Source organism: Cellulosilyticum sp. I15G10I2, from assembly GCF_900095725.1.
GTDB lineage: Bacteria > Bacillota > Clostridia > Lachnospirales > Cellulosilyticaceae > FMMP01.
Map to the genome: position 1 here is coordinate 486,329 of NZ_FMMP01000006.1, position 15,812 is coordinate 502,140.

The following is a 15,812-nucleotide window of genomic DNA, read 5'->3' on the forward strand; positions in this document are numbered from 1 at the left end:
TACTTGGAGGTGGATTTATGTCTAAAATAAGAGTATATGAAGTCGCAAAACAATTAGATATAAGTAGTAAGGAAATAATGGATAAGCTAAAAGAATATGGTTTTGAAGTACATAGCCATATGAGTACTTTAGAGAATGATGAAGCAGAACTGATAGTAAAATATTATAAAGAATTAGCAGAAAAAAATTCTAGCAAAGAGACTGGTGATAGTATAGACGCGAAAAATGATAATATACCCGAAGTAACAGAAATTATTGAAATTGATGAAGAGACGGAAGATATTAAAGTTGTTCACTTACCTCCGGCTATTTCAATTAAAGATTTAGCAGAAAAATTAGATGCAGTTCCTACTGATATTATTAAACGCTTGATGAAAAAAGGGAAAATTGCAACTATTAATCAAGAGATTGATTTTGAATTAGCAGCTCAAATAGCGGAAGAATTTGATATTTTAGTTGAGCCAGAAGAAGAAAAAGATTTAATGGAAGAAATATTTGGAGAGATTGAAGATACAGAGGATGAATTAGTCGAAAGACCTCCAGTTGTTGTTGTAATGGGACATGTTGACCATGGAAAAACTTCATTGCTTGATGCCGTACGTTCAACTAATGTAACTGCAAAAGAAGCAGGAGGCATTACACAACATATAGGGGCTTCATCTATTAGCATTAATGGTAAAAAAATTACCTTTTTAGATACTCCAGGCCATGCTGCGTTTACTGCAATGCGTATGCGGGGGGCACAAGTTACGGATATTGCTATTTTAGTTGTAGCAGCTGATGATGGCGTAATGCCACAGACTATTGAAGCTATCAATCATGCTAAAGCGGCAAATGTACAAATTATAGTAGCTATGAATAAAATGGATAAGCAAGGCGCAAATCCTGATAGAGTAAAACAGGAGCTTGCAGATCATGGACTGCTTGTGGAAGAATGGGGCGGAGATACTATATGTGTACCTGTGTCAGCGATTAAAGGAGAAGGCTTAGATACGCTTTTAGAGATGGTACTTCTTGTTGCAGAAATGTCAGATCTTAAAGCAAATCCTAATAGAAAAGCTAGAGGAACTATTATAGAAGCACAACTAGATAAAGGAAGAGGACCAGTTGCTACAGTACTTGTACAAAGCGGTACATTAAAAATTGGGGATCCTATAGTGGCTGGAGCTTCATATGGGCGCATCAGAGCCATGGTAGATGACAAAGGAAGAGCAGTTAAAAAGGTTGGGCCATCAACACCAGTTGAAATATTAGGGCTTAATGAAGTGCCAACAGCAGGAGATATGTTCTATGTTGCCAATAGTGATAAACAAGCTAGACAAGTTGCTGAGCAAATTAAAGCACAAGGCAGAGTGCAGTTAATCGGACAAACACCTCAGAAAGTTTCTCTAGATGATTTATTTACTCAAATTCAAGAAGGAAAAATGAAAGAATTAAATATAGTTATTAAGGCTGATGTACAAGGATCTGTTGAAGCAGTACGCCAAAGTTTAGAAAGACTAAGCAATGACGAAGTGAGAATCAGAACTTTACATGGAGGGGTAGGAACGATTACAGAATCTGATGTTATGTTAGCTTCTGCATCCGGAGCTATTATTATAGGATTTAATGTAAGACCTGAGGCAACTACAAAAGCTATCGCAGAAAAAGAACAAGTAGATATAAGATTATACCGTGTTATCTATAGTGCGATAGAAGACATACAAGCTGCTATGAAAGGAATGCTTGATCCAGAATATATTGAAAAAGTAATTGGCCATGCACAAGTTAGACAAACATTTAAAGTATCTGGTGTGGGTACAGTAGGCGGAGCTTATGTGCAAGATGGAAAGATAGTTAGAAATTCAGGTGTGCGTATTGTACGTGATGGTATTGTCATTTATGAAGGGCATCTTACTTCGCTTAAAAGGTTTAAAGATGACGCAAAAGAAGTTAATACGGGCTATGAATGCGGCGTTATGTTTGAACGGTTTAACGACCTTAAAGAAGGGGATATTGTAGAGGCCTTTATTATGGAAGAAGTACCTAGATAAGAAACACATATGTTTAATAAAGAAAGGGATATACTATGTCGATGCAAAGAATGACTAGAATCAATGAAGAAATTAAAAAAGAACTCTCACAATTAATTAGTTACGAGATAAAAGACCCTAGAGTTAATGATACCATGGTTAGTATAGTGGAAGTAGAAACAACTAATGATTTAAAGACTTCTAAAGTATATATCAGTGTCTTACAAGACAATAAAAAAGAAGATGTTATAAATGGTTTAAATGCAGCACAAGGCTTTATCAGAAAAGAAATTGCTAGACGCATAAACCTTAGAAACACACCAGAGTTTATCTTCAAATTAGATAAGTCTATAGAATATGGTATGCATATGTCAAAAATAATACAAGATGTGATGAAAGATAGTGATAAATAATGATAGATAATATTATTAATGTTATCAAAAACTCCCAGCATGTGTTATTGGCAGCTCATGAAAATCCTGATGGAGATGCAATGGGTTCATTAGTAGGTATGGCTAATATTTGCAAATTTTTTAATGTGGCTTATACAGTTCTTCTAGAACGTATACCTGATGAATATACTTTTCTTTTAAATGATATATGTGTAAGCCAAGCTTTTTCGGGTAACTATGATACTTTCATTAGTTTAGATTGCGGAGACGTTGAAAGATTAGGAAATCTAAAGTTTTACTTTGAAAAAGCTGAAAGTACAATCAATATAGACCATCATGAAACGAATAATCATTTTGGAAAGTATAACTATGTGCAAAAAGATGCCTCTTCCACATCAGAATTAATATTTAATATCGTAGATCAAGCAGCTATTTTACTTACACAAAACATGTGTGAAGCGCTTTTTACAGGGATTGTGACAGATACAGGAGGATTTATGCACTCTTGTACACAGTCAAGTACACATGCAGCGGCAGCAAAGCTTCTTCAAATTCCTTTTGATTTTAGTACCATTTATTATCGTCTCATACATCAAAAAACAGAAAATACAGTGCATTTACAAAGTATAGCTGCCAGACGTCTGACAAAGTTATGCAGTGGTAAGGTTTTTCTTAGTTATATTGATGATGCGGATTTAGAGGCTCATCATGCGAGTAGAGATGAAGCATCGGGCATAGTCTCCTATATTAAAAATATTAAAGGCTGTGAAGTAGCAGTCTTTATATATCCCAGCAATACGCCAGGGGCCTATAAGATGAGTCTAAGAAGTAATGCACCACATGATGTAGCAAAACTAGCATCTAGCTTTGGCGGCGGTGGTCATGTAAGAGCGGCTGGAGCCACTATTTGGGGCACATTAAGTGAGGTTATTCATAAAGTAGAACAAAGTTTGAATTTTTAAGAAGAGAAGCTTGTGTATATGTCTTGGTAAAGTGTGACAATGGTATTTGAGGAAGGATACATCATGTTTAATGGAATTATTAATATCTACAAAGAAAAAGGCTATACATCTCATGATGTAGTTGCAAAAGCAAGAAAAATAATTGGACAGAAGAAGATAGGACATACAGGAACACTTGATCCTGAAGCGGAGGGGGTTTTGCCGCTGTGCATGGGCCATGCCACTAAAGCTGTACAATATATCACAGATGCAGATAAATGCTATGAAGCAGAAGTTATACTAGGTGCCTATACAACGACGGAAGATAGTACTGGAGAAATTATAGAAACTTTTGATGTGAATGTAACTAAGGAAAAAATTGAAGAGGCAGTAGCTTCGTTTAAAGGACTATATCTTCAAGTCCCTCCTATGTATTCAGCTATTAAGATCAATGGGATAAGGTTATATGAACTGGCAAGAAAAGGGATTGTTGTTGACAGGCCCCAAAGAGAAGTTACTATTTATGAGTGTAGAGTAACCGAGTGGCTTACTGATGAGCGTTTTAAAATAGTAGTACATTGTTCAAAAGGAACATATATTAGAACACTTTGCACTGATATTGGTAAAATCCTTGGATGTGGTGCCTATATGGGAGAGCTATTAAGAACTAAAGTTGGTAAGTATACATTAAAAGACAGTGTTAAATTAGATTTTTTAGCCACACATCAAGAAAAAATACAAGATTATACAGATTCAATAGAAGAAATTTTTAAAGAGTTAAAAAAAGTAAGTGTAAAGAGTTCGGCCAATAAATTACTTTATAATGGTAATAAACTAGATGTAAATCAACTGATAGATTTTAAAAGTGAATTTAAAAATGAAATAGTTAGAGTTTATGATAGCAATAATCTATTTATAGCACTTTATAAATTTGATTATAAAGGTAATTGCCTGCAAGTGGAAAAGATGTTTAAGAACCCATAAAATTTAGCTCCTTTCAATGAATAAGATAAGGAGCTTTTTGTATAGGTACATAACTTAAGCGGTGCATCGCGTATACTCTAATAGATGCCTAAGATCACTATGGACAGAACGTATATTTTAGGTATAATATGAAGTTAAAATTAATTTAGTAGCAAGAGGTGGATAGGATGCAATATATTTATGGAACAACAGATATTAGTCAAAAAAAGAACAGTATAGTTGTTCTAGGGAATTTTGACGGGGTGCATATAGGTCATCAAAAGTTATTTGAGGTGGCAGCACAAAAAGCGGAAGAAGAGAGGTTGCAAATAGTCGTTTTTTCTTTCTATCCACATCCAAGCTGGGTTATTGGCAACACGCCTAAGCCTCTACTTATGTCCAGACGAGATAAAGAAGAAACAATTAAAAAATTTCAAGTAGATGTTTTGATAGAGTATCCCTTTACAACAGAATTTGCTAGTATTTCAGCAGAAAAATTTTTTATAGAAATTTTAATGACGCAGTTAAGGGCTAAAGTTATTATTATTGGAAGCAATTATTTTTTTGGAAGAAAGAAAGAGGGCAATCAATATTATTTACGTGAACTAGGCCAAAAATATAACTGTAAAGTTTGTATTGTTGATACGGTTAAAATAGAGGGGAAAACGATATCAAGTTCAACGATCAGGGACTTAATCGTTAAAGGGGATATAGAAACAGCAAATAAGCTCTTAGGGCACCCGTATTCAGTTGTTGGAAATGTAATACAAGGCAAGCAATTAGGTAGAACAATTGGATTTCCTACAATTAACATTATGGCAGAGCCAGATAGAATCTATCCGCCCAAGGGGGTATATGCTACAAAAATACACGTATATAATAGGACATATTGGGGTATGACTAATATAGGTTATAATCCTACTGTAAGTGGGACTGATAAAATGATTGAAACCCATATTTTTGATTTTGATGAACAGTTATATGATCAAGAAGTTACAATTTATTTTTATAGGACTATTAGACCTGAACAAAAGTTTGAGAGTTTAACTTTACTTGCAGATCAAATTAAGCAAGATAAGGAGCAGGTACAAACGTTTTTTAGATCTTTCGAGAAATCTTTAGACAAATAGTTTACAACAATATTGAATATATGCTATACTGTTAGATGTTGTATACCATTACTCAGATATTGGAAACTCCGGCCATATCCTAGTAATAGGTGCTATTTAAATTAAAGGAGGTCATTATATGACAAAAGAACGTAAACAAGAATTGATGGTAAAACATGGAAGAGCTGCTAACGATACAGGTTCTCCAGAAGTACAGATTGCTTTATTAACAGAAAGAATTAATCACTTAACAGACCATTTACGCATGCATAAAAAAGATCACCATTCACGTCGTGGACTATTAATGATGGTTGGTAAAAGAAGAGGACTTTTGGATTATCTTATTAAGACTGATATTGAAAGATATCGTGCAATAATTGCTGAACTTGGCATTAGAAAATAATGAAGAGGGTGGAATATTCCGCCCTTTTTTGTAAATCAAATTAATGATAGAAGAGAAATAATGTTTTTGTGCAATGTTATAACTAGCTTACTTAAAAGATAGTTATAAGATTGCGCAACAAAAATTTCTCTTCTAAATCTTATTTCATTTAGAAAGGAAAGATAAATATGATAAAAAATTATTCAACAACTATAGCTGGAAGAAAGCTATCAGTAGAAATTGGGAAAGTCGCTGAACTTGCAACTGGTGCAGCTATGGTAAGTTATGGAGACACAGTAATTTTAGCGACAGTGGTGGCAAGTGATGAACCTAAAGAAGGAATTGACTTTTTTCCTCTGAGCATTAATTATGAAGAAAGATTTTATGCAATAGGTAAGATCCCAGGAGGATTTATAAAAAGGGAGGCTAGACCTTCAGAAAGAGCTATTCTTACATGCAGACTTATAGATAGACCTATGCGCCCGCTATTTCCAAAAGATTATCGCAATGATGTTGTCATTACAGCAACTGTTTTATCAGTAGATCCAAATTGTAGTCCAGAAGTAACCGCAATGATCGCAGCTTCACTTGTTGTAGATATTTCTGAGATACCATTTAAAGGGCCAGTTGCTTCAGTACAAGTCGGGTATATCGATGGTGAATTCGTTATTAATCCAAATAATGAACAAAGAGTACAATCTAAACTTGCGCTTACGGTTTCTTCAAGTAGTGAAAAAGTAATGATGATTGAAGCAGGAGCAGATGAAATAGAAGAAGACATTATGTTCAATGCAATTATGAAAGGCCACGAAGTCAACCAAGAAATCGTTGCGTTTATGCAGAAGATTAAAGAGGATTGTGGTAAGCCTAAGAATGAAGATTATGCGAAAGCAGGGGTTCCAGAAGATATTTTTTCAGATATCGTAGCACTTATTGGAGATGCTAAGATGGAAGAAGCTGTCTTTACAGATGATAAACAAGTGAGGCAAAATCAACTTAAAGAACTTAAAGCATATGTTATTCAAAAACTTACTGAAGAAGGCAAAGAAGAACACCTTAGCTATTTAGAAGATGCCTTCTACGCTTTTGAAAAGAAAACGGTAAGAAGAATGATATTAAAAGAATCAAAACGTCCAGATGGCCGTACCTTAGAAGAAATCAGACATTTGTCAGCAGAAGTAGATATACTGCCAAGAGCTCATGGAACAGGATTATTTTCAAGAGGACAAACTCAAGTACTGACTATTACGACCTTAGGTTCATTATCAGAGGCACAAACATTAGATGGATTAGATGAACTTGAAGTTTCTAAAAGATATATGCATCATTATAATTTCCCACCCTTTTCAGTAGGAGAAGCAAGAATGCCTAGAGCACCTGGAAGAAGGGATATAGGTCATGGAGCGCTCGCAGAAAGAGCATTATTACCAGTACTTCCTTCAGAAGAAGAATTTCCATATGCTATTAGGCTTGTATCAGAAGTATTGAGTTCCAATGGATCAACTTCTCAAGCAAGTATATGTGGATCAACATTGTCGCTTATGGCAGCTGGCGTACCTATTAAAGCACCGGTAGCAGGGATATCTGTAGGGATAGTAACGGGAGAAACGGATGATGATTTTGTACTCTTAACAGATATTCAAGGCTTAGAAGACTTTTTTGGGGATATGGACTTTAAAGTCGGAGGCACACATAAGGGTATTACCGCTATTCAAATGGATATGAAAATACAAGGACTTACTCCTGAAATTATTAAAGGTGCTTTAGAACAAACCAGAAAAGCAAGATTATATATACTAGATGAAGTTATGTTAAAAGCAATTGAGGCACCTCGCAAAACATTATCACCTTATGCACCTGTTATTACGCAAATCACTATAGACCCAGAAAAAATTAGTGAAGTGATTGGGCCAAAAGGAAAAGTAATCAATAAAATTATTGATGAAACAGGAGTTAAAATAGATATTGAAGATGACGGAAGAGTGTTTATTTGTGGTAGTGACGCTGAAAAAGCTCGTTTAGCCATCAAGATGATAGAAGGCATTGCTAAGACAATTGAAGAAGGTCAAGTATTTACCGGGAAAGTTGTTAAGCTTATGAACTTTGGTGCTTTTGTTGAGCTAGTGCCTGGCAAAGAGGGATTAGTTCATATTTCTCAATTTTCACATGAAAGAGTTGCTAAAGTTGAAGATGCGGTAGCCATCGGAGACGTAATTGAAGTAAAAGTAATAGAGATAGACAAGCAAGGACGCATTAATTTATCAAGAAAAGCACTCTTAAAGAAACCAGAAAAAACAACTGAAGAAGAATAAATACTTTTATGAGGGGCCTATAATTTATTATAGGCAACCTCTATCTTTTTTAATATCTATTAAGAGGGGAAGCTATGTATAAAAAGTTGGAATGCAGTCTGCAAGCCTCTTTAACACTATTATGGTTTTTGGGCTGTCAGTGGATATTTATTTATTTGTTGAGATTATTCTTAAGGATGGACAGTTCTTCTTTTATGAAGATTTATAATGATCATATGTATAAAATTAACCTCTTTATACAAGTTTTTTGTCTGGCAGGTATATTACTTAAAGATTTTATTTTAAAGAAAGACAGTTTTTCGGATTATCGTTATTTTAGAAAAGAGAAGATAGTCATTTATATTTGCTATGGCATAGTCTTATGGTTTGTATCAAGTTTAATTAATATACTGCTTGGAGTTTTTTTTACTGAGTATGCTACGCAGGTACAACGATTGTTTTCAAATACTGAGCATATAGTAAGATGTTTAGTACTTGTTTTTTTTGCCCCTTTATTAGAGGAGTATGTTTTTAGAGGTAAGATACAAAATAAACTTAAGTTAGGATTTGGAAGATGGCAGGCCGTGATACTACAAGGGGCCGTCTTTGGCTTAATACATCCCTTGCCACTTCAGAAACTCTACGCAACATTTTTAGGAATAGGGTTTGGAATACTTAAGGAAAAAGAAAAAAATGTCCAAAGCACTACTATTATGCATATGACCATTAATGGTATTAGCTTTATAATAGGGACTTTATCAATAGTGTAATTAGAATTTGTGGAGAGACTATTATGAAACAAAAGTGGAAACCAGGAAATATGATATATCCTTTGCCAGCTGTAATGGTAAGCTGTGGCAATCATGAACATGCCAATATTATCACGATAGCATGGACCGGGACAATCTGTACAAATCCGCCTATGACCTATGTTTCTATTAGACCATCAAGATATTCGTATGAGCTTATTAAAGAAACAGGCTGTTTTGTCATCAACCTTACAACCAGAAGACTCACAAAAGCCACTGATTATTGTGGTGTAAAATCAGGAAAAGATAGAGATAAGTTTAAAGATATGAGACTTACTCCGAGTTACGAGAATGAAACGCACTGTCCAATGATCGATGAAAGTCCAGTTAATATCGAGTGCAAAGTGAAAGAGATACATGAATTAGGTTCACATCACATGTTTATTGCTGATATTTTAAATGTATATGTTGATCCTCACTATATTGATGAGAAGGGTAAATTTCATTTAAATAAAACAGATCTTATTGCGTATTCTCATGGTGCGTACTTAACCTTAGGGAAAGAGATAGGCACTTTTGGTTATTCAATTAAAAGTAAAAAGAAAGTAAAAAATACCAACAAAATGAAATAATCCATTTTGTTGGTATTTTTTTAAATTCTTAAATAGGAGTTGCCATCAAGAGGAATTGTAATAGTAAGCGGAAATTCTTTTGAGTTATTGCCTATTACGTAGATAGAATAAAATCTAGTTGTTTTTAAACGAATACTAGGAACACTAAGAAGAGACTTACCTGTAGTACTTTCTTTGATTTCGAGGGTATGAATGCCTGGCTTTGAAGGTGTATAGTTAGTAAGTTCGTTACAGCTTACTTTTTTAAAGGTGGCCGTATTATCTGATAAGAAAATATCTATTGTTGGGGTTGGCATGCTAAAATGACCGATTCTGACTAAAAAGTTATTGGACGGAATAGGTCTTGTAATATCTTCAATTTTATAAATTTCAATACCCATACCATCTTTGGTTTTAGGCGCAATAATACCTGTATAGATTTTTTGATTAGGAACATGCCAGACCATACTGAAAACAGTAATGGGATTTTTTGTCTGTTTAATAGTAATAGTATGTTCTCCGGGATACAGTGCAATATAATCAGTAAAGTCTTCGTATAAAACGTCGCGGAATGCAAGTTTAGTATCTATATAGATATCGATACTATATTTAATAGGTAAAGCATGAAAAAACCTCATGTATGATAGGGGTATATTTTCTTTTTTTAACATACATATTATCCTCCAAGTGTGCATTAGCATATTATATTATATGTTAATAAAATGTAAATGTGTTAATTTATCCCATTAATTAAGACCAAAACTATAAATGTACAAAAACTTAAGGCAATATATTTAATAAGTATGTTGTATAATAAATATTCTTCGTGATAGAATGAATTATAAAAGCCTTTACTCAGGATTATACGAGAAAGGAGTCCATCATTGAATCTTAATAAATTAAAGCAGCTTCTAAAAAATGATGAAGGGTTTAAACTTGATTTCAAGCTTAAGTTATCATTAGAGTTGGAATCAGAAAAAAAAGAGTTCGTAAAAGATGTGATAGCTATAGCAAATACGCCAGGTGGGCGAGGCTATATATTATTTGGAATTGAAGATAAGACTCGAATGATTGTAGGGATTGAAGATATCCCAAATAACATCGAGGAAAGAATTCAGCAAATCATTTCAAATAGGAGTGTTCCACCAGTTCCAGTGAAATTTGAAGCTAAAATGATTAATCATAAAATGATAGGCATCTTGACAATATTTAAAAGTATGCAGGTACCGCATCAAATGCTTCAAACAGGTGCGTTTTATGTACGCAGAGGCTCTACTACTGATAAGGCAACCAGACATGAGATAGCTAATATGCTTCAACAGTTTGGTATGCTGAGTTTTGAAAATGTGCCATGTCGCAGTGCTACTCTTGAAGAATTAGATTTTGATCTAATAGATAAACACATAGGGTATATGGGCAGCTATAAAAAACAAGATAAATTAGTGTTATCAACTCTTGGGATTATTGCAGCAGATTTTGAAAGGGGAGTGTATTATCCTACGTATGGAGGACTTCTTCTTTTTGGCAAAAACCCTCAAAATTTTATTCCTCAAGCTGTGCTTGAAATACAATATGCTTCACGTATAGTAGCAGTCACAGGAAATATTTCTAAAATATTAGAGGGTTTTGAAGAAATCATCAAGCAAATAGTGCCGATAAGTTATCCTAAAGCAGCATTAATAGAAGTTGTATCAAATGCTGTTATACATCGTAATTATTGGAATAGTGCACAATTTACTTCTGTAAGTATTAAAGAAGATTATATTAAAGTTTCTAATCCAATGAGTTATGAATATAGGGAGGTGAAAGAAGATAGGATTAGGATTAATCCATGGTTATACTCGAGACTTCTTATTATTCAGCAAAAAGAGAAAGATTTTCATTTCGGAATAGGTCTTGATAAAGTAAAAGAATTATTTGGAACTAAGGAAGCGGTTCGCATACAAACAAATTTAGTAGAGGGTTTATTTGAAGTATGCCTGCCAGGTACTAGAACGTATGAGACTTAATTGGGAAAATGGGAGGGCAAGATGAAGATTAGAGAGATAAGAGATATATTAAAAGCAAACGTATGGACAGGTGAAGAAAAATTAGAAGGAGAGGTACTTGCAGCATGTGGCTGTGATTTAATGAGTGATGTGTTGGCGTTTGCAAAAGAAGAGGTCTTATTGCTTACGGGACTTGTCAATCCTCAAGTGATTAGAACAGCTGAAATGTTGGATATCAAGGCAATTGTATTTGTAAGAGGGAAGGAACCAACAGAAGACATGATCAAGATGGCACATCAGAAAAGCATGATTCTTCTTTCAACAAACTATCCTCTTTATATAGCTTGTGGAGAGCTGTATCAACTAGGATTAATGCGTAAAGGAGAGAATTAATATGAAGTTACAATATCACGTAGATGGAGATAACTTTTTAGTTGCTGGAGAAGCATCAGCATCGCTTAAGCGTACTTTAAAGCAGCTAGGGATAGATTCGGGTATTATTAGAAAAATCTCTATTTCTATGTATGAGGCTGAGATGAATATGGTTATACATGCATATGGTGGAGTAATAGATGTTGATATATCAACTGATAAGGTGCATATTATACTAAAAGATAAAGGTCCGGGGATACCCGATATTGATCTTGCCATGAAGGAAGGGTATTCAACGGCTTCACATGAAATCAGGGAATTAGGTTTTGGGGCAGGAATGGGTCTGCCTAATATGAAAAGATATAGTGATCATTTAAATGTTTATTCAGAAGTTGGTGTAGGGACAACTGTAGAGCTAACAGTTTTTTTAACATAATACAAATGGGATAAGAGAGAAGGTGATTACCCTTATGCATAGCCATTCAGTAACATTAGAAAAAGATAAGTGTATTGGATGTACAGATTGTATTAAAAGATGTCCAACAGAAGCTATAAGAGTAAGAGGTTCTAAAGCAAAGATTATTGAAGATAGGTGCATTGATTGTGGCAACTGCATTAGGATCTGCAGAAACGGCGCCAAAAGAGCAGTTACTGATGAGATCAGTCTTATAGATAAATATAAATATCGTATTGCACTGCCAGCACCATCATTTTATGCACAGTTTCCAAAAGCAAAAAATATTGAGCAAATCTTAAGTACTTTATACCATATAGGGTTTACTGATATATTAGAAGTAGGATGTGCGGCAGAAGTTATTGCGAAACATACCTATGACTATGTAAAGACAGCTTCAACGTTTCCAATTATTTCCTCATCGTGTCCAGCTATTGTAAGACTTATCCAAAGAAGATTTCCATCACTTATTCATCATGTATTACCGATTATGTCTCCTATGGAGCTTGCCGCAAGATATATTAAAAATAAATATATTGATGAAGGGATTTCGGAAGATGAAATAGGTGTTTTTTTCATTTCGCCTTGCCCGGCAAAAGCAACGGATATACATCGGCCAAAGGGATTAGTACGATCCTATGTAGATGGGGTATTATCTATGCAGGATATTTATAAGATGATGATCTATAAAATGAACTCTAATGGTCAAATAGCTGTAAAAAGACAAAGTACTTATAAAGGACTTTCGTGGGCAACGAGAAATGGCGGGCTAGATGAAGATACTATCAAGAGCCGTATTGCGGTAGATGGGATGGAAAGTGTTATAGGCATATTAGAAAAGGTAGAAGATGGCACGCTGGCAGACATTAAATATATTGAAGCTTTAGCATGTACCGGTGGATGTCTTGGAGGTGCTTTGGCAATTGAAAATCCTTTTGTAAGTCGTTATACACTGAAAAAGTGGATTGAAGAAGATGCAGCAAAAAATGTTATTAATAATAATGAGATTATCAATGCTATAACTCAGGTACCGGCTTCATTTAGTAAAGAAATTACACCAAGGCCTGTTTTTTCTTTAGATAAGGATATGGAAAAAGCTCTCAAGATGATGGAAGATATTGAAAGTCTCTATAAAGAATTACCTCAAATAGATTGCGGTTCATGCGGCGCACCTACATGCAGATGCTTTGCAGAAGATGTTGTTAAAAAAGATGCTAATATTGAAGAATGTGTCTTTATGCTCAGAAAGAAAATAAAGAACCTATCAGAGGTTATGCATAACCTTACAGAAACAGTAATTCCAACACATAATGATAAATAAGAAAGGACTGAATAAGGTGATCGTTAAAGATATTATTGAACAAATACAGCTTAAATTAGTGGCAGGAGAAGCAGGCATTACAAATCAAGTTCAAGGGGGATATGTAGGAGATTTATTAAGCTTTGTCATGTCCCATGCCAAAGAAAAAGATGTATGGATTACAATTCAAGGTCATATTAATTCTGTGGCAGTAGCGAGTTTACTCGGATTATCAGCTATTATTCTCACTGAAAATGTGGAGGCTGATGAAGCAATGATTCATAAGGCGAATGAAGAAGGTATTCCTGTTTTAAGTACAAAATTGAATAGCTTTGATGTAGTCTGTCAACTAGCCTGTCTTAGCCAGATTCAGGAGATTTAGATGAAGATAGCTTATGATTTTCATATACATACAGCAGCTTCACCATGTGCAGATGAATATATGTCTCCTAATAATATTGTTAACATGGCTAAACTTAATGGTTTGCAAACCATTGCTATAACAGACCATAATACGTGTGTGAATTGTGAAGCAGTGATGCAGATAGGAGAACAAAATGATCTTTTAGTAATCCCGGGCATGGAAATAGAATGTATGGAGGAATTTCATTGTATTGCACTATTTAAAGATATAAAAACAGCTAAAGAGATAGAAGATTATGTAACAAGTCATATGCCACAAATTAAAAACAGAGTAGATATCTTTGGGCATCAATATATTCTAAATAAAGAAGATGAAATAATTGGAGAAATAGAAAGATTATTGCTGACAGCCTCAGCTATACCAGCCGAGCATTTATTCAAAGCAGTGCGAGCAGTGGGTGGGGTTATTTATCCAGCACATATTGATAGAAATTCTTATAGTATTATTTCGAACTTGGGGTTTATTCCAGAAGAGTTAGATATTCATATGATTGAATTATCAAAATATGCTTCGGTATATGAGTATGCGCAGCAATATAAAGATTTTACTATTATTCAGTCATCAGATGCCCATTATTTACAAGATATATCACAGCACGAAAATTTTCTTGACACGCAAAATCTTGATGTTAATGACTTATTTAAACGGTTCGGTGCTAATCGTCAATAAACAAAATAGATTGTTAAAAATCTATTTTTACGTTTTAGAGTAAAATCAGTCATTAATTAACAATAGTATTAAATGTTTAAATATTATATAATTAAGACAAAGTCTTTTATTAATTGACAACATAAAATTTTTATGGTATTTTCATAAAGTAAGTAAATAATTTATACTATTTTTGTTAAAAAATTAACAAATAAAGTATAAAAATTTATATAAAAAGGAATAAATGAGGAGGATATATTATGTCATGTGAAAGTTGCAAAAATGAACTTGCAAACGAATTGTATGCTCAGCTCGAAAAGTTCATTGATGAACTACCAGAAAAAAGAGGTGCTCTTATTTCTGTGCTTCATAAAGCACAAAGTATATTTGGATATTTACCTAAGGAAGTTCAAATATTCATAGGCAGGAAACTTGACCTTCCCGTATCACAAGTATATGGAGTAGTTAGTTTCTACTCATTTTTTACAATGGTACCAAAAGGAAAACATCCTATTGCAGTCTGTATGGGAACAGCTTGTTATGTAAGAGGAGCTGACAAGGTTGTAGATTATTTTAAAAGAGAGCTAGGCATTGAAGTTGGACAGACTACAGAAGATGGCAAGTTTTCATTAGATGCACTCAGATGCGTGGGGGCATGTGGCTTAGCACCTGTTGTACTGGTTGGAGAAAAAGTGTATGGACGTATTGTAACAGCAGAGGATGTAAAGAAAATTCTTAGTGAATATTAAGAATAATAATTATAGGAGGAGATTGATATGCCTAAAATCATGTCGTTAGATGACCTTAAAAGTTTAAGAGATAATGTGAAAAATAAAGTTGATTTAAGAGAAAAAGGCGAGAATGTAGATGAGATGGTAGTCATTCGTGTAGCAATGGCAACATGCGGCATTGCATCTGGTGCAAGAGATATTATGAATTATTTTGCAGACCTTGTAAGAGAAGAAGGTATTGATAATATTGTGATTACACAAAGCGGTTGTATGGGATACTGTTATGCAGAACCAACCATTGAGGTGACACTTCCAGCAAGTGAGCCAGTAGTATATGGCAATGTTACTAAGGAAAAAGCAAAAGAGATTTTAGAAAAGCATATTAAAAGTGGGGAAATGGTAGATGGTATCATTCCAGTAGCTCACAAATCCATAGATGAGTAAT

The 15,812-nt window shown here is 34.2% G+C and carries 18 protein-coding genes; 17 read left to right on the forward strand and 1 reads right to left on the reverse strand.

Annotation, left to right across the window (positions count from 1 at the left end; all coding sequences use genetic code 11):
- The first annotated feature begins 17 nt into the window (after positions 1–17).
- The 9 genes from infB to BN3326_RS02330 all read left to right on the forward strand — a co-directional run bounded on the left by infB (position 18) and on the right by BN3326_RS02330 (position 9,471).
- Positions 18–2,033: a translation initiation factor IF-2 gene (gene infB, locus BN3326_RS02290; RefSeq protein WP_069997492.1), complete on the forward strand. Its 2,016-nt coding sequence runs from the start codon at positions 18–20 to the stop codon at positions 2,031–2,033.
- A 35-nt stretch (positions 2,034–2,068) separates the two neighbouring features.
- A complete protein-coding gene (rbfA, locus tag BN3326_RS02295) occupies positions 2,069–2,425 on the forward strand; it encodes a 30S ribosome-binding factor RbfA (protein WP_069997493.1) in 357 nt (118 codons plus the stop codon).
- The gene (locus BN3326_RS02300; protein WP_069997494.1) at positions 2,425–3,366 is read left to right on the forward strand and encodes a DHH family phosphoesterase; all 942 of its coding nucleotides are present in this window, start codon (positions 2,425–2,427) and stop codon (positions 3,364–3,366) included. The genes rbfA and BN3326_RS02300 overlap by 1 nt, the downstream gene beginning before the upstream one ends.
- A 63-nt stretch (positions 3,367–3,429) precedes the next feature.
- Positions 3,430–4,329, forward strand: a complete 900-nt coding sequence (truB, locus tag BN3326_RS02305) for a tRNA pseudouridine(55) synthase TruB (protein ID WP_069997495.1) — start codon at positions 3,430–3,432, stop codon at positions 4,327–4,329.
- 167 nt (positions 4,330–4,496) lie between these two features.
- Positions 4,497–5,438, forward strand: coding sequence for a bifunctional riboflavin kinase/FAD synthetase (locus BN3326_RS02310; protein ID WP_069997496.1), 942 nt, complete (start codon positions 4,497–4,499; stop codon positions 5,436–5,438).
- 118 nt (positions 5,439–5,556) lie between these two features.
- The gene (rpsO, locus tag BN3326_RS02315; protein ID WP_069997497.1) at positions 5,557–5,820 is read left to right on the forward strand and encodes a 30S ribosomal protein S15; all 264 of its coding nucleotides are present in this window, start codon (positions 5,557–5,559) and stop codon (positions 5,818–5,820) included.
- Between the two features lie 167 nt (positions 5,821–5,987).
- A complete protein-coding gene (locus BN3326_RS02320) occupies positions 5,988–8,111 on the forward strand; it encodes a polyribonucleotide nucleotidyltransferase (RefSeq protein ID WP_069997498.1) in 2,124 nt (707 codons plus the stop codon).
- A gap of 74 nt (positions 8,112–8,185) precedes the next feature.
- A complete protein-coding gene (locus BN3326_RS02325; RefSeq protein WP_069997499.1) occupies positions 8,186–8,860 on the forward strand; it encodes a CPBP family intramembrane glutamic endopeptidase in 675 nt (224 codons plus the stop codon).
- A gap of 20 nt (positions 8,861–8,880) precedes the next feature.
- On the forward strand, positions 8,881–9,471 hold the full coding sequence (locus BN3326_RS02330) for a flavin reductase family protein (RefSeq protein ID WP_069997500.1): 591 nt from the start codon (positions 8,881–8,883) through the stop codon (positions 9,469–9,471).
- Between the two features lie 20 nt (positions 9,472–9,491).
- On the opposite strand, the gene BN3326_RS02335 is transcribed toward BN3326_RS02330, so the two are convergent.
- Positions 9,492–10,121 carry a DUF4397 domain-containing protein gene (locus tag BN3326_RS02335; RefSeq protein ID WP_069997501.1) on the reverse strand — a complete coding sequence of 210 codons (630 nt, stop codon included), beginning with the start codon at positions 10,119–10,121 and terminating at the stop codon, positions 9,492–9,494.
- A gap of 213 nt (positions 10,122–10,334) precedes the next feature.
- Here BN3326_RS02335 and BN3326_RS02340 point away from each other — a divergent pair, with 213 nt between their 5' ends.
- The 8 genes from BN3326_RS02340 to BN3326_RS02375 all read left to right on the forward strand — a co-directional run bounded on the left by BN3326_RS02340 (position 10,335) and on the right by BN3326_RS02375 (position 15,811).
- Complete coding sequence (locus BN3326_RS02340; RefSeq protein ID WP_069997502.1) at positions 10,335–11,459, forward strand: AlbA family DNA-binding domain-containing protein; 1,125 nt, start codon at positions 10,335–10,337, stop codon at positions 11,457–11,459.
- 21 nt (positions 11,460–11,480) lie between these two features.
- Positions 11,481–11,831 carry a hypothetical protein gene (locus BN3326_RS02345; protein WP_069997503.1) on the forward strand — a complete coding sequence of 117 codons (351 nt, stop codon included), beginning with the start codon at positions 11,481–11,483 and terminating at the stop codon, positions 11,829–11,831.
- A 1-nt stretch (position 11,832) separates the two neighbouring features.
- Positions 11,833–12,246, forward strand: a complete 414-nt coding sequence (locus BN3326_RS02350) for an ATP-binding protein (RefSeq protein ID WP_069997504.1) — start codon at positions 11,833–11,835, stop codon at positions 12,244–12,246.
- Between the two features lie 34 nt (positions 12,247–12,280).
- The gene (locus tag BN3326_RS02355; protein ID WP_069997505.1) at positions 12,281–13,585 is read left to right on the forward strand and encodes a [Fe-Fe] hydrogenase large subunit C-terminal domain-containing protein; all 1,305 of its coding nucleotides are present in this window, start codon (positions 12,281–12,283) and stop codon (positions 13,583–13,585) included.
- Entirely contained in the window at positions 13,575–13,946 is a 372-nt protein-coding gene (locus tag BN3326_RS02360) for a DRTGG domain-containing protein (protein WP_069997506.1), read from the forward strand. Before BN3326_RS02355 ends, BN3326_RS02360 begins: the two co-directional genes overlap by 11 nt.
- Positions 13,947–14,657: a PHP domain-containing protein gene (locus BN3326_RS02365; protein WP_069997507.1), complete on the forward strand. Its 711-nt coding sequence runs from the start codon at positions 13,947–13,949 to the stop codon at positions 14,655–14,657.
- A gap of 239 nt (positions 14,658–14,896) precedes the next feature.
- The gene (locus tag BN3326_RS02370) at positions 14,897–15,385 is read left to right on the forward strand and encodes an NADH-quinone oxidoreductase subunit NuoE family protein (protein WP_069997508.1); all 489 of its coding nucleotides are present in this window, start codon (positions 14,897–14,899) and stop codon (positions 15,383–15,385) included.
- A 27-nt stretch (positions 15,386–15,412) separates the two neighbouring features.
- Positions 15,413–15,811 carry a (2Fe-2S) ferredoxin domain-containing protein gene (locus BN3326_RS02375; protein WP_069997509.1) on the forward strand — a complete coding sequence of 133 codons (399 nt, stop codon included), beginning with the start codon at positions 15,413–15,415 and terminating at the stop codon, positions 15,809–15,811.
- The last annotated feature ends 1 nt before the right edge of the window (position 15,812 follow it).

Coding starts and splice junctions, on each gene's coding strand:
- infB (WP_069997492.1), top strand. CDS start 18: ATGTCTAAAATAAGAGTATATGAAGTCGCAAAACAATTAGATATAAGT.
- rbfA (WP_069997493.1), top strand. CDS start 2,069: ATGTCGATGCAAAGAATGACTAGAATCAATGAAGAAATTAAAAAAGAA.
- BN3326_RS02300 (WP_069997494.1), top strand. CDS start 2,425: ATGATAGATAATATTATTAATGTTATCAAAAACTCCCAGCATGTGTTA.
- truB (WP_069997495.1), top strand. CDS start 3,430: ATGTTTAATGGAATTATTAATATCTACAAAGAAAAAGGCTATACATCT.
- BN3326_RS02310 (WP_069997496.1), top strand. CDS start 4,497: ATGCAATATATTTATGGAACAACAGATATTAGTCAAAAAAAGAACAGT.
- rpsO (WP_069997497.1), top strand. CDS start 5,557: ATGACAAAAGAACGTAAACAAGAATTGATGGTAAAACATGGAAGAGCT.
- BN3326_RS02320 (WP_069997498.1), top strand. CDS start 5,988: ATGATAAAAAATTATTCAACAACTATAGCTGGAAGAAAGCTATCAGTA.
- BN3326_RS02325 (WP_069997499.1), top strand. CDS start 8,186: ATGTATAAAAAGTTGGAATGCAGTCTGCAAGCCTCTTTAACACTATTA.
- BN3326_RS02335 (WP_069997501.1), bottom strand. CDS start 10,121: ATGTTAAAAAAAGAAAATATACCCCTATCATACATGAGGTTTTTTCAT.
- BN3326_RS02345 (WP_069997503.1), top strand. CDS start 11,481: ATGAAGATTAGAGAGATAAGAGATATATTAAAAGCAAACGTATGGACA.
- BN3326_RS02350 (WP_069997504.1), top strand. CDS start 11,833: ATGAAGTTACAATATCACGTAGATGGAGATAACTTTTTAGTTGCTGGA.
- BN3326_RS02355 (WP_069997505.1), top strand. CDS start 12,281: ATGCATAGCCATTCAGTAACATTAGAAAAAGATAAGTGTATTGGATGT.
- BN3326_RS02360 (WP_069997506.1), top strand. CDS start 13,575: ATGATAAATAAGAAAGGACTGAATAAGGTGATCGTTAAAGATATTATT.
- BN3326_RS02365 (WP_069997507.1), top strand. CDS start 13,947: ATGAAGATAGCTTATGATTTTCATATACATACAGCAGCTTCACCATGT.
- BN3326_RS02370 (WP_069997508.1), top strand. CDS start 14,897: ATGTCATGTGAAAGTTGCAAAAATGAACTTGCAAACGAATTGTATGCT.
- BN3326_RS02375 (WP_069997509.1), top strand. CDS start 15,413: ATGCCTAAAATCATGTCGTTAGATGACCTTAAAAGTTTAAGAGATAAT.